The organism is Burkholderia sp. BCC1988 (assembly GCF_905339895.1).
GTDB lineage: Bacteria > Pseudomonadota > Gammaproteobacteria > Burkholderiales > Burkholderiaceae > Burkholderia.
Genome location: NZ_CAJPHA010000010.1, coordinates 38,880 through 52,603 on the forward strand (window position 1 = coordinate 38,880; position 13,724 = coordinate 52,603).

11 protein-coding genes are annotated in these 13,724 nt (G+C 69.4%); 8 read left to right on the top strand and 3 right to left on the bottom strand.

The features are described 5' to 3' along the window. Positions 1-8: 8 nt before the first annotated feature. The 6 genes from U4012_RS16075 to U4012_RS16100 all read left to right on the top strand — a co-directional run bounded on the left by U4012_RS16075 (position 9) and on the right by U4012_RS16100 (position 8,365). Complete coding sequence (locus U4012_RS16075) at positions 9-2,234, top strand: polysaccharide biosynthesis tyrosine autokinase (RefSeq protein ID WP_321799860.1); 2,226 nt, start codon at positions 9-11, stop codon at positions 2,232-2,234. A gap of 62 nt (positions 2,235-2,296) precedes the next feature. Next, entirely contained in the window at positions 2,297-3,256 is a 960-nt protein-coding gene (locus tag U4012_RS16080) for a glycosyltransferase family 2 protein (RefSeq protein ID WP_321799862.1), read from the top strand. A 148-nt stretch (positions 3,257-3,404) separates the two neighbouring features. Further along, on the top strand, positions 3,405-4,541 hold the full coding sequence (locus U4012_RS16085; protein ID WP_124571624.1) for a glycosyltransferase family 4 protein: 1,137 nt from the start codon (positions 3,405-3,407) through the stop codon (positions 4,539-4,541). Between the two features lie 10 nt (positions 4,542-4,551). After that, positions 4,552-6,018: an O-antigen ligase family protein gene (locus U4012_RS16090; RefSeq protein WP_044846597.1), complete on the top strand. Its 1,467-nt coding sequence runs from the start codon at positions 4,552-4,554 to the stop codon at positions 6,016-6,018. Beyond that, a complete protein-coding gene (locus tag U4012_RS16095) occupies positions 6,015-7,199 on the top strand; it encodes a glycosyltransferase family 4 protein (RefSeq protein ID WP_321799867.1) in 1,185 nt (394 codons plus the stop codon). The genes U4012_RS16090 and U4012_RS16095 overlap by 4 nt, the downstream gene beginning before the upstream one ends. A 41-nt stretch (positions 7,200-7,240) precedes the next feature. Beyond that, positions 7,241-8,365 carry a glycosyltransferase family 4 protein gene (locus U4012_RS16100; protein WP_044846595.1) on the top strand — a complete coding sequence of 375 codons (1,125 nt, stop codon included), beginning with the start codon at positions 7,241-7,243 and terminating at the stop codon, positions 8,363-8,365. A gap of 141 nt (positions 8,366-8,506) precedes the next feature. Here U4012_RS16100 and U4012_RS16105 read toward each other — a convergent pair whose 3' ends face one another. Then, positions 8,507-9,742: an MFS transporter gene (locus tag U4012_RS16105; protein WP_321799869.1), complete on the bottom strand. Its 1,236-nt coding sequence runs from the start codon at positions 9,740-9,742 to the stop codon at positions 8,507-8,509. 158 nt (positions 9,743-9,900) lie between these two features. On the opposite strand from U4012_RS16105, the gene U4012_RS16110 reads away from it, so the two are divergent. After that, the gene (locus tag U4012_RS16110) at positions 9,901-10,359 is read left to right on the top strand and encodes a helix-turn-helix domain-containing protein (RefSeq protein ID WP_321799871.1); all 459 of its coding nucleotides are present in this window, start codon (positions 9,901-9,903) and stop codon (positions 10,357-10,359) included. A 295-nt stretch (positions 10,360-10,654) separates the two neighbouring features. Here U4012_RS16110 and U4012_RS16115 read toward each other — a convergent pair whose 3' ends face one another. Together U4012_RS16115 and U4012_RS16120 are read right to left on the bottom strand one after the other, a co-directional pair. After that, the gene (locus U4012_RS16115; protein ID WP_321799873.1) at positions 10,655-11,422 is read right to left on the bottom strand and encodes an AraC family transcriptional regulator; all 768 of its coding nucleotides are present in this window, start codon (positions 11,420-11,422) and stop codon (positions 10,655-10,657) included. A gap of 23 nt (positions 11,423-11,445) precedes the next feature. Next, positions 11,446-11,787, bottom strand: coding sequence for an FKBP-type peptidyl-prolyl cis-trans isomerase (locus tag U4012_RS16120; RefSeq protein ID WP_044846591.1), 342 nt, complete (start codon positions 11,785-11,787; stop codon positions 11,446-11,448). 591 nt (positions 11,788-12,378) lie between these two features. Here U4012_RS16120 and U4012_RS16125 point away from each other — a divergent pair. Further along, positions 12,379-13,296: a metal-dependent hydrolase gene (locus U4012_RS16125; RefSeq protein ID WP_321799876.1), complete on the top strand. Its 918-nt coding sequence runs from the start codon at positions 12,379-12,381 to the stop codon at positions 13,294-13,296. The last annotated feature ends 428 nt before the right edge of the window (positions 13,297-13,724 follow it).

Genomic DNA, 13,724 nt, shown 5'->3' on the forward strand with positions numbered 1-13,724 from the left:
GGGAACGAATGGTGAACACGCAAGCGAAACACTCCTACGCGGATCTGACCGCGAAAACCGAGGAAGAGGACGTCGTCCTCGGCCAGCTGCTCCAGGTGCTCATGGACGACATCTGGCTGCTGCTCGGCATCGCGGTGACCGTCATCGCGATGGCCGGCCTGTACTGCTACATCGCGAAGCCGGTCTATCAGGCCGACGTGCACGTGCGGGTCGAGGGCAACGACAACACGTCGCAGGCGCTCACCCAGACGCAGACGGGCGCGATGATCAACAGCGGTCCGCAGCAGGCGCCGACCGAAGCGGAAATCGAGATCATCAAGAGCCGCGGCGTCGTCGCGCCGGTCGTCGAGCAGTTCAAGCTGAACTTCTCGGTCGCGCCGAAGACGCTGCCGGTGCTCGGCAGCCTGGCCGCGCGCGTCGCGACGCCGGGCGAACCGGCGCGTGCGTGGTTCGGCCTGCGCTCGTACGCATGGGGCGGCGAAGTCGCCGACATCGACACGATCAACGTCGTGCCCGCGCTCGAAGGCAAGAAGCTGACGCTGACGGCCGGCCCGAACGGCACCTACACGCTGGTCGACCAGAACGGCAACCGTCTTCTGTCGGGCCGTGTCGGCGAATCGGAGCAGGCAGGCGGCGTGACGCTGCTCGTGCAGAAGCTCGTCGCGCGTCCGGGCACGCAATTCACGGTGGTCCGCTACAACGATCTCGATGCGATCACCGGCTTCCAGTCGGGCATCCAGGTGTCCGAGCAGGGCAAGCAGACGGGCGTCGTCCAGATCTCGCTCGAAGGCAAGGACCCGGACCAGACCGCCGCGATCGCGAACGCGCTCGCGCAGTCGTACCTGAACCAGCACGTGATCGCGAAGCAGGCCGAAGCGACCAAGATGCTCGACTTCCTGAAGGGCGAGGAACCGCGCCTGAAGTCCGACCTCGAGCGCGCGGAAGCCGCACTGACGCAGTACCAGCGCACGTCCGGCTCGATCAACGCGAGCGACGAGGCGAAGGTCTACCTCGAAGGCAGCGTGCAGTACGAGCAGCAGATCGCCGCGCAGCGCCTGCAGCTCGCGTCGCTCGCGCAGCGCTTCACCGATTCGCACCCGATGGTGATCGCCGCGAAGCAGCAGCTCGCGGAACTGCAGGGCGAGAAGGACAAGTTCAGCAACCGCTTCCGCAGCCTGCCGGCCACCGAAGTGAAGGCCGTCCAGCTCCAGCGTGACGCGAAGGTGGCCGAGGACATCTACGTGCTGCTGCTGAACCGCGTGCAGGAGCTGTCGGTGCAGAAGGCCGGCACGGGCGGCAACATCCACCTCGTCGATTCGGCGCTGCGCCCGGGCGATCCGGTCAAGCCGAAGAAGGTGCTGATCCTGTCGGCGGCGGTGTTCCTCGGGCTGATCCTCGGCACCGGCATCGTGTTCCTGCGCCGCAACCTGTTCCAGGGCATCGAGGATCCGGACCGCGTCGAGCGCACGTTCAACCTGCCGCTGTACGGGCTGGTGCCGCAAAGCGCCGAGCAGGTGAAGCTCGACGCCATGGCCGAGAAGGGCGGCGGCCGCGCGCGGCCGATCCTCGCGAGCCTGCGTCCGAAGGACCTGAGCGTCGAAAGCATGCGCAGCCTGCGCACCGCGATGCAGTTCGCGATGATGGACGCGAAGAGCCGCGTGGTCGTGCTGACCGGCCCGACGCCGGGCATCGGCAAGAGCTTCCTGACGGTCAACCTCGCGGTGCTGCTCGCGCATTCCGGCAAGCGTGTGCTGCTGGTCGACGCCGACATGCGGCGCGGCATGCTCGACCGCTACTTCGGCCTCACCGCGCAGCCGGGCCTGTCCGAGCTGCTGAGCGACCAGTCGTCGCTCGAGGACGCGATCCGCGAGACGCCGGTGCAGGGCCTGTCGTTCATCTCGGCCGGCACGCGCCCGCCGAACCCGTCGGAACTGCTGATGTCGGCCCGTCTGCCGCAATACCTCGAAGGGCTCGGCAAGCGCTACGACGTCGTGCTGATCGACTCGCCGCCGGTGCTGGCGGTGACCGACGCGACCATCATCGGCCGCATGGCCGGCGCGACCTTCCTGGTGCTGCGCTCGGGCATGCATACCGAAGGCGAGATCGCCGACGCGATCAAGCGCCTGCGCACCGCGGGCGTCGATCTGGAAGGCGGGATCTTCAACGGCGTGCCGCCGAAGGCACGCGGCTACGGCCGCGGTTATGCGGCCGTCCACGAATACCTGAGCGCCTGACCGCATTGCACGAAACCGGGCCGGCGCGAGCCGCATCGGCCCGGCCGACTGGAGAACCTTCGATGAAAATTTCCGTGCTCGTTCCGACCTACCGGCGTCCCGCCGACCTCGCGCGCTGCCTGCTGGCGCTGCAGCGCCAGGCGCGGCTGCCCGACGAGGTGATCGTCGTCGCGCGCCCGGAGGACGATGCCACGCACGAGCGCCTCGCCGATCCGTCGGTCGGCGGCGCGCTGCCGCTGCGGATCGTGCCGGTCGACGCGCCGGGGCAGGTCGCCGCGCTGAACAAGGGGCTCGACTCGGCGCACGGCGACATCGTCGCGATCACCGACGACGACGCGGCGCCGCACGCCGACTGGCTCGCGCGCATCGAGGCCGTGTTCCTCGCCGACCCGCGCGTCGGCGCGGTGGGCGGCCGCGACTGGGTGCACGAGAAGGGTCGCGTGCTCGACGAATCGCGCGAACTCGTCGGCCAGCTCACGCTGTCCGGCAAGATCGTCGGCAACCATCACCTGGGCGTCGGCGGCGCGCGCGAAGTCGACATGCTCAAGGGCGCGAACATGAGCTACCGCCGCGCCGCGATCGAGCGGCTGCGCTTCGACACGCGGCTGCGCGGCGCCGGTGCGCAGGTGCACAACGACATGGGTTTCAGCATGCACGTGCAGCGCGACGGCTGGAAGCTCGTCTACGACCCGGCGATCGCGGTCGACCATTTTCCGGCCGAGCGTTTCGACGACGACCGGCGCGACGCCGCGTCGCTGAATGCGATCAGCAACGGCGCGTACAACCTGCACCTGATCCTGCGCGAGCATCTGCCGCCGCTGCGGCGCGAGATCGCGTGGTGGTGGTGGACGCTGGTCGGCACGCGCGTCTACCCGGGCTTCGCGCACGTGCTGCTGTCGCTGCACACCGCGCGGCGCGACCGCGTGCGCGACCACTGGCGCGCGGTGCGCCGCGGCGCGCGCGAGGCGCGCCGCGCGAATCTTGCCCCCCACCGTGCGGCGATGCCGCCGGTGACGTCTTGAACGGGCCGCGCGCACGATGCACGGCCACCCGCGAAGGACATGAAATGGTCCGACTCCCGCGCTCATTTGATTCGCCTGGAGGGGCGCAGCCCCTCCAGCTCCCTGAAGCTTGCCCGTCGGTGCAGCCGACGGCCCGGCGGAGGCTGACATGACTTCGACGAAGGTTCACGTTCACCTGTTTTACGGTGCCGATCCGCGTACCTATCGGCAAGGCGAGAACATCGGCTGCCTGTACGGCTATCACCACGCGGAATCCGACGAATTCCGGCTGACCTATTCGCAGGACCGCCGCGAGAACCGCGTCGCGAGCCTCGCGCGCCGCGCGCTGAAGGCGGCGCTCGGCTTCGACGTCGTGCACGCGTGGCGCAATCGCGCCGCGCTGCTGAGCACGGACGTGATCTGGACGCACACCGAGCAGGAGCACCTCGCCGCCGCGCTGGTCCTGAAGCTCGCCGGCGCGCAGGGCAAGCGCCCGCTGCTGCTCGCGCAGAGCGTGTGGCTGTTCGACAAGTGGAACACGTTCGGCGGCCCGCGCCGCTGGCTGTACCGCAAGCTGCTCGCGCGCGCCGACGCGCTGACGACGCTCGCCCGCGACAACGCCGAGCTGTGCCGCCGCTATCTCGGGCGCGAGGCCGAGTTCGTCTACTACGGGCTGAACACGCAGGACTTCCCGCCGGCCGACCCGCAGCAATGGAAGCCGAACCGGCCGCTGCGGATTGCCGCGATCGGCAACGACCGCGACCGCGACTGGCGCACGTTCCTCGCCGCGTTCGGCGGCGACGAGCGCTACGACGTGCGGCTCGCGACGCGCCGCCGCGTACCGCGCGAGTGGCATGCGCCGAACGTGAAGATCGGCTCGGCATCGGGCCTCGCGAAGCAGCACGAGCTGTACGCATGGGCCGACGTGATCGTCGTGCCGCTGCGGCCGAACTTCCATGCGTCGGGCATCACCGTGATGCTCGAGGCGGCGGCGGTCGGCAAGCCGATGATCGTGTCCGACGTCGGCGGCCTCAGCGACTACTTCCCGCACGACACGGCCGCCTACGTGCCGGCGTTCGACGCAGCGGCGATGCGCCAGGCCGCCGATCGCTTCGTGGCCGATCCGGCCGCCGCGCTCGAATGCGCGCGTGCCGCGGCCGCGTGCCTGCGCGAGCGCGACCTGACCACGCAGGCGTTCGCCGAGCAGCACGTGCGGATCACGCGCGACCTGCTGCGCCGGCGTCGCACGCCGGCGGCCGCCGGTCTCGCGATGCCGCTCGCGGATTCGCGCCCGTCGTCGCGGTGAGGGCGGATCGATGAGTACGATTGCCGCCGAACGCGCGCCGTCGCGCAGCCGCAGCCGGTTACCCGAACCGAAGCACTGGGTCGGGCAGGCCGGGCTGTGGACGTTGACCGCTGCGCTGATCGCCATTCACCAGGGCAAGGTGCTGACGCTCGCGTTTCCGGTGCTGGCGATCGCGGTCGGCATCTGGCTGTATTTCAAGAGCCCGGCGCGCTACGTCGGCTTCATGTGGTGGGTGTGGTTCCTGAGCCCCGAAGTGCGGCGTCTCGCCGACTGGTCGAAGGGCGCGTTCACGCCGACGAGCCTGATCCAGGTCGCGCCGCTCGCGGTGACGATGATCGCCGGCTTGGGGCTGCTCAGGCATTACCGCGTGCTTGCCCAGCGGCGCGGGATTCCCGTGCTGCTGATGCTGTTCGGGCTGACGTACGCGTACCTCGTCGGGATCGTGTCGAGCGGCGTGATGGCCGCGACCTACGACCTCGCGAACTGGGTGTACCCGGTGCTGATCGGCTTTCACATCATGGTCAACGCGCGCGACTATCCCGAGTACCGCGACGTGCTGCTGTCCACGTTCATGTGGGGCATGCTCGTGATGGGCGTGTACGGGGTCGTGCAGTACTTCGTGATGCCGCAGTGGGACGTGCTGTGGATGATCGGCTCGGACATGGGTTCGCAGGGCGAGCCGGTGCCGTACGGCGTGCGGGTCTTCAGCACGATGAACTCGTCGGGGCCGTTCGCGTTCGCGATCATGGGCGCGCTGGTGTTCGTGTTCGCGGCGCCGCAGAAGGTCCGCTGGTTCGCGGGCGCCGCCGGCTTCGTGTCGTTCGCGCTGTGTCTCGTGCGCTCGACCTGGGGCGGCTGGGTGATCGCGCTGGCGATCCAGCTCGTGCAGTCGAGCAACCGCGTGCGGATGCGGATCCTGATCAGCGGGGTCGTGCTGGTCGGGCTGTGCGTGCCGCTCCTGACCGTCGGGCCGGTGGCCGACCGGCTCGGCGCGCGCCTGCAGTCGATCACGAACCTGAAGGACGACCGCAGCTACGACGACCGCAACAAGTTCTACGCAACCTTCGCGCAAACGGCGTTCACCGACGTCGCCGGCGAAGGGATGGGCGCGACCGGCGCGTCCACCAAGCTGTCGAGCGACAGCGGCGAGCTCGGCAAGTACGGCAGCTTCGACAGCGGCGTGATGAACGTGCCGTTCGTGCTCGGCTGGCCCGGCACGCTGCTGTACCTGTCGGGTGTCGTGATGCTGCTCGCCCGCACGCTGCGCGCGGCGTTCAAGCTGCGCAAGGACAAGTTCGTCGGCGCATGCCTGAGCCTGTGCCTGTCGGTGTTCGCGATGCTCGTGTTCACGAACTCGCTGATCGGCACGGGCGGCCTGCTGCTGTTCACGGCCATTTTTTCCATACTATCCGCGGCGCACTGGCAAAAGGCACAGCGCCTGCTGGCCGCCGCGCGTTCACGGGGAGGCGACCATTGAGAATCGCGATCGTCACGCACGTCGTGCGACATAACGACGGGCAGGGCCGCGTCAATTACGAAATCGCGCGCGCGGCGCTGGCAGAACACTACGAGGTCACGCTGGTCGCGTCGCACGTCGCGCCCGAGCTGCTGGCCGACCCGCGCGTGCGCTGGGTGCCGGTCAAGGTCGGCGGCTTCTGGCCGTCGAATCTCGTCAAGCAGCAGGTGTTCGCGCTCAAGAGCGCGGCCTGGCTGCGCGCGCATCGCGGCGAATACGACGTGCTGCACGTGAACGGCTTCATCTCGTGGATCAAGGCCGACGTGAACACCGCGCACTTCGTGCACGGCGGCTGGTTCAAGAGTCCGTACTATCCGTTCGGCCCGACGAAGGGGCTGTGGTCGGCGTACCAGTACGTCTATACACGCGTGAATACGGCGCTCGAGCGCTGGGCGTACAAGCGTTCGCGCGCGATCACGGCCGTGTCGCAGAAGGTGGCCGACGAGATCGCCGGGCTCGGCATCGACAGCCGCAAGATCAGCGTGATCTACAACGGCGTCGACGGCAGCGCGTTCGCGGGCGCGCAGGCCGATCGCGCGGCGTTCAAGCTGCCGGGCGACGCGTTCCTGCTGCTGTTCGTCGGCGACCTGCGCACGCCGCGCAAGAACCTCGGCACCGTGCTGAAGGCGCTGACGAAGCTGCCGGCGAACGTCCATCTCGCGGTGGCCGGCTATCTGCCCGGCAGCCCGTATCCGGACGAGGCGCGCGCGCTCGGCATCGCGTCGCGCGTGCATTTCCTCGGGCTCGTGAAGAACATGCCGACGCTGATGCGCTCGGTCGACGCGTATGTGTTTCCGTCGCGCTACGAAGCGATGAGCCTGTCGCTGCTGGAAGCGATGGCGGCCGGGCTGCCGGTCGTCACCGCGCGCACCGCCGGCGGCGCGGAGATCATCACGCGCGATTGCGGGATCGTGCTGGAAGACCCGGACGATCCGGTCGCGCTCGCGCAGGCGATCGGCGCGCTCGCGGCGTCGCGCGACACCTGTCGCGCGATGGGCGACGCGGCCCGCGAACTGATGACCCGTTTCGGCTGGGCCCACATGGGCGCCCAGTACGTCGCGCTTTACCGGCGCATCGGCCAACCCACGCAGCCGTCCGCCTTCGAGCGGGTCGAGCATGCAATCACGCAGGAGCAACCGTGACGTCTCAATCTTCCCGGCCGATCAAATCGTTGCAAATCGGCATGCACTGGTTCCCCGAACGCGCGGGCGGCCTCGACCGGATGTACTACTCGCTCGTCGGCGCGCTGCCGGGCGCGGGCGTCGCGGTGCGCGGGCTCGTCGCCGGCTCGCCGAAGGTCGCCGACGACACGGGCGGTGCGATCCAGGGCTTCGGACCTGCGTCGCAGCCGCTCGCGCGCCGCATGCTCGCCGCGCGCCGCGCGCTGCGCGACGAGATCCGCAGCGAGCGGCCGGACGTGATTTCGTCGCACTTCGCGCTGTACACGTTCCCGGGGCTCGACGTGACGCGCGGGATTCCGCAGGTGTCGCACTTCCAGGGGCCGTGGGCCGACGAAAGCCAGGTCGAGGGCGCCGCATCGCTCGGGCAGCGCGCGAAGCGCTATCTCGAACAGGCCGTCTATACGCGCTCGTCGCGCCTGATCGTGCTGTCGCAGGCATTCGGCCAGATCCTGACGAACCGCTACGGGATCGATCCGTCGCGCGTGCGCGTGATTCCCGGCTGCGTCGATACCGCGCAGTTCGACACGCCGCTCACGCCGGCCGAGGCGCGGCACAAGCTGCAACTGCCGCAGGACCGGCCGATCGTGCTGGCCGTGCGCCGGCTCGTGCGGCGCATGGGGCTGGAAGACCTGATCGACGCGATCGGCCTCGTCAAGCAACGTCACCCGGACGTGCTGCTGCTGATCGCCGGCAAGGGCAAGATCGGCGAGGAACTGCAGCAGCGCATCGACGAAGCCGGGCTGCAGGACAACGTGAAGCTGCTCGGTTTCGTGCCCGACAACCATCTCGCGGCGCTGTACCGCGCGGCGACGGTCAGCGTCGTGCCGACCGTCGCGCTCGAAGGCTTCGGGCTGATCACCGTCGAATCGCTCGCGTCCGGCACGCCGGTGCTGGTCACGCCGGTCGGCGGGCTGCCGGAGGCGGTCGCCGGGCTGTCCAACGACCTCGTGCTGCCGTCGACGGGCGCGGACGCGATCGCGGAGGGGCTCGGCGGCGCGCTGTCGGGCGCGATCGCGTTGCCGGACGAAGCGGCGTGCAAGCGCTACGCGCGCGACCATTTCGACAACGCGGTGATCGCGCGACGCGTCGCCGGCGTGTACGAAGAGGCGATCCAGGCGGCGGGGTAAGCGAACGCGACGCGTCGTCGCGACGGTCGAGCCGGCATACACGTCCGGTTCGCAGGCCGGCCGCCCGATCCGGGCGAGCCGGTTTTTGTCGTTCGAAGCCGGGCATGCTGTGGCTCGCGCGCCGGGCTCGACACGCGTCGTTCAGGCACGCCCGAGCGTCACGGCCCATACGCCGAACGCGGCCGCGCTGACCGCCGCGCCGAGCCCGCAGACACCGATCCATCCCGCGTGCGCATACGTCATCGTCGACGCGATCGCGCCGAGTCCGCTACCGATCGAATAGAACAGCATGTAGCAGCCGACGAGGCGCGCATGCGCATCGGGCCGCGCGCCGAGGATCATGCTCTGGTTCACGACATGGACGGCCTGCCCGCCGACGTCGAGCAGCACGATACCGACGACCAGCAGCGCGATCGACGTACCGGTGAACGCGAGCGGCAGCCACGAGCATGCGAGCAGTGCGAGCGCGGCGCCGGTCGTCGCTTCGCCGAGCCCGCGATCCGCGAGCCGGCCCGCGCGCGCGGCGGCCGCCGCACCCAGTGCGCCGACGAGCCCGAATGCGCCGATCTGCGTATGCGACATCGCGTGCGGCGGCGCGCTCAGCGGCAGCACGAGCGCGCTCCAGAAGATGCTGAATGCCGCGAACATCAGCAGCGCGATCGCCCCGCGCACACGCAGCACGCGCTCGTTGCGCAGCAGCGTGACCATCGAACCGAGCAGCGCTGCGTAGCCGATGCGCTCGCGCGGCGCGTCCGCATCGGGCAACAGCCGCGCCAGCGCGATCAGCATCGCGATCGCAAGTGCGCCCGACACCAGGTAGACCGCACGCCAGCCGGCGATATCCGTGACGACACCCGCCAGCGAACGTGCGGCCAGCAGGCCGATCACGACGCCACCCTGTGCCGCGCCGACCACGCGGCCGCGCTCGCCGGCCCCCGCCAGCGCGGCCGAGCAGGCGATCAGCCCTTGCGTCATCGCGGTGCCGAGCAGCCCGACCGCGACCATGCCCGCCAGCAACGCGACGCGCGTCGACGCGGTGGCCACGCCGATGCAGGCCGCCGTCAGCAGCAGAAGCTGGACGGCGAGCAGGCGTTTGCGGTTCAGCAGGTCGCCGAGCGGCACGACGAACAGCAACGCGAGCGCGCAGCCGAGCTGCGTCGTGGTGATGACGCCGCCGACTGCCGCCTGCGATACGCCGAAATCGCGGGCGATCGAATCGAGCAGCGGCTGCGCGTAGTACACGTTTGCGACGCTTGCCGCGCAGCAGACGGCCAGCAGCGCGACGAGCGCCGTGGATACGCGCGCGCGATCGGCCGGGCGCGCGGCACGCGATGTCGCGCTGGACGCGACGGTTCCCGAACGACAAGACGATTCCATGGGCTGCCTCGCACTCGCTTAAGTAGTTGCAATTTGAAATCAGTGTGAGTGTAGGAAAAGTAGTTTTAAAATGCAACTTGTGGGGCGGCGGGCAGCGGGTCCGCGCACCGACGTGCCGGGCGCGTGCGAAGGCGACCGGCGCGACAGCGGAGAACAACATGGCCAGGCAGAAAAGTCTTGCGGATTCGCCGTGCCCGGTGGCACGGGCGACCGATATCGTCGGCGATCGCTGGGCGTTGCTGATCGTGCGTGACGCGTTCGACGGCGTACGCCGGTTCGGCGATTTCCGCGCGAGCCTCGGCGTCGCGAGCAACATCCTGTCGGACCGGCTCAGGATGCTGGTGGACGCGGGCGTATTCGACGTCGTGCCCGCGTCGGACGGCAGCGCGTATCAGGAGTACGCGTTGACGAAGAAGGGCGAGGGGCTGTTTCCGGTGATCGTGATGCTGCGGCAGTGGGGCGAGGCGAACCTGTTCGAGCGCGGCGAGCCGCATTCGGTCCTGGTCGAGCGCAAGACGGGTCGTGCGATCCGCAGGCTCGCACTGCGGCACGACGATGGTCGGCCGCTGAAGGCGGCGGATACGGTCGTGCGGAAGGTGGGCGACGAGCGGGGGTGATACGGGCGTGATGATCCCGGACGTGATGACCCCAGACGCCGTGCCCAGGACGCCGTGCGACGCAAGGACCGCGTCTTTACCGTTGCGCGGCGTCGCCGCATCGGTCGCGCGCCCGGTGGCGGCCGAGAGTCCCGTTCAAGCGGCTGCAGACCCCGCCCGATGCGCACCGCTTTCATGCGCGCCACGATGTCGCGCGCGATGACAACGCCTGTCTAAGACCATCCGGCCATGACGCATGGGCGCGATCGGCGCAATCGCGTTCGCTATTGCAGGAAAACGGGTGGCGTCTGGCCGCTCAGTGCCGCTCGCCGCGCCAGCGCCCCGGCGCGACGCCGAAGCGTTTCGTGAACGCGTGCGTGAAGGTGCTCTGGTCGGCGAAGCCGACCAGGCCGGCGATGTCGACGAGCGGATGGCGGCCGTCGGCGAGCAGCACGACGGCGGCGTCGAGCCGCAGCCGCTGCAGGTAGCGATGCGGGGTTTCGCCGAACGCGTCGACGAACAGTTGGTGAAACCGGCGCATCCCGTAGCCGCAGTGCGCGGCGAGATCGGCGATGCGCAGCGGCTCCGCGAGCCGCGCGCGCAGCCAGCGGTCGATGCGCGCGAAATCCAGGCCCGACGCGGGCGCGGCGAGGCTGGCGTCGCCGAGTAGCGCGTCGCACAGACGCGCGGCGGCCTGCCACTGGAAGCGATGCGCGTGCCGCATGTCGCCGGCCGGGCCGTCGAGCTGCGCGGCCGCTGTCGCGACCTGCGCGACGAGCGACTTCAGCGCCGGGTCGATCGACACGGCACGCGCGCTGTCGAACAGCCGCTGCGGCACCGCGAGCGACGCGGCGGGCAGGTCGAGCACGAGCTGGCGATTGTCGCCGAGGCCCGCGTAATCGTGGCGCGAGCCGGCCGGAATCAGCCAGGCCGCGTGCCGGTCGATGCGCTGGCCGACGCCGTCCACCGCCATCACCATCGCGCCGTCGACGCCGAGCACGACCTGGTGAAAGTCGTGCACGTCGGACGCTTCGCACGTGTCGTAACGGCGCAGCGCGATGGCGGGAGACGGGATGCGTTCCATCGGAAGGACGTCGGCCGGCGTCGTCAGACGGCGAGCAGTTCGACTTCGAACACGAGCGTCGCGTTCGGCGGGATCACGCCGCCTGCACCGCGCGGGCCGTAGCCGAGTTGCGGCGGGATCGTCAGGCGACGCACGCCGCCGACCTTCATGCCCTGCACGCCTTCGTCCCAGCCCTTGATGACCATGCCGCCGCCGAGCACGAACGCGAACGGGTCGTTGCGGTCCTTGCTCGAGTCGAATTTCTGACCGTCGGTCAGCCAGCCCGTGTAGTGGACGCTGACGGTCTGGCCGGCTTGCGCTTCCGCGCCGGTGCCTTCGGTCAGCTCTTCGATTTTGAGGCCCGATGCGGTCGTGGTGACAGACATGACTTCTCCTGAAAGGGGTTGGGTAAAACCGCTATTGTAGGCGAGCGCGCAGGGGGCCGCCGCAGGCGGCGAGGGCACGGCCGCGTGCCTGTCGCGCGCCGGTCGCGGCGGCGCTCGCGCATCTCGCGCTACACACGAATGGAACGCATGTTTGAATTGTTCCCGGACCGGCTCGAAGGAGTTGCACCGCGCGAACGCCGCACGCGTATGAATCGGCGCTATCCGGCCGCTCGGCGTCGCATCGAACGCCGCCGCGCCACTCCGCAAAACGCCCGTCGCGCGGGACTTGCGTGCCGATTGCGATTCGCGCGTGCGTCGCCCGCCTGCCGGTTATGCGCGGTTGCGCGCGTTCGAATCGCGACCCGCCCGAACGCCGCCCGAACGTCGCTTTTGTCACGTTGCCGACTGTGCCCTGTTTGGAAGCGCGCATCTACCGCGCGGCTTGCGCGCGGCGTCGGCCGGCGCCTATCTTTACAGCTATCGATGTCAAGATTTGGGCGTTGCGCGATGCGCTGCCCGGGCCCACGCCGGCACAGCCGCAATGCTCGCAACGGCCGGCCGAGCCGCCCGGAAACAAGGAGAACGACGAACATGAAGTCAGCCGCTTCCGCCACCGCGGCCGAGGTGATGCCGGTGCGCCGCGACCTGCGCTTCGACCTGCCGGTCGAACGCGCGAAGGACTGGCACGGGCTCGGCCCGCACGTGACGCACTTCTTCAACGCGCTTTCGCTGCTGTTTCCGGCCGGCGAACGATTCTTCATGGATTCCGTGCGCCACTATCGCGACCGGATCGACGATCCGGTGCTGAAGCGGCAGGTGCTCGGCTTCATCGGGCAGGAGGCGATGCATACGCGCGAGCACGTCGAATACAACGAGCTGATGCAGGCGAACCGCCTGCCCGCGCGCAAGCTCGACAAGCGCATCTGGACCGTGCTCGGTTACATGAAGCGCAAGCTGCCGCATTCGGTGCAGCTCGCGCATACGGTCGCCGCCGAGCACTACACGGCCATGCTCGCCGACTGGCTGCTGCGCGATCCGACGCGCCTCGAAGGCTCGGTCGACGGCTACCGTCAGATGTGGGTGTGGCACGCGCTCGAGGAAACCGAGCACAAGGCCGTGTCGTTCGACGTCTGGAACGTCGCGATGAAGCCGGGCCTGCGCCGTTATCTGATCCGCATCGGCGTCTATCTGCTGACGACGCTGACGTTCTGGCCGACGGTGTTCCTGCTGCACGCGACGCTGTTGTCGCGCGATCGCGACATCGAGCATCGCGTGCGCGGCATGCTGCGCATGCTCGCGTTCCTGTACGGGCCGCGTCGTGGGCTGTTTCCGCGGATCGCGGGCGAGTGGCTGAGCTTTTTCCGGCCCGGCTTCCACCCGTGGGACCGCGACAACCGCCATCACCTCGCGCGGGTCGACGCGATCGTCGCCGCGTACGGTGAACACGACGGCGCGTCGGCCGGCCGTGGTCGCGCCAACGCGCTCGCGCCGCTCGCATCGGGACGCTGACCCGGTCGCCGCGCTGCCCGGCGCGTGTTGCATTCCTGCATCGTCCCCGTTTTATCCGACGATTGACCGGCATCAAGCGGAAACGGTTGCGGGTACCGGGCCGGTGCGGCGGACCGGGCGTGCCGGCCCGTGCCGCCGGTCCGATCCCGTGTGCCCGGCCTCGCGTGCCGTCCCCGCGCGCCAGCACCGGCGCGGCGTCGGGTGTTCGCGATTGGTCCGGCCTCGCTTCGCGCCCGCCGCGCCACCGGGATAACACCCATCTAGCCGCGCGTCGGCGGCGTCGATATACCGTTCATGAAAGGGTTCGCCCGGCACGCGATTATTCCCCGGGGGGATTTTATTCGGACGAAAATGCGGCCAATATGTCGGTTCGATCGACGTCCGTCGGACGCGGCGGCGAGCCAGCGCACGATACCAACGCCAAGCGG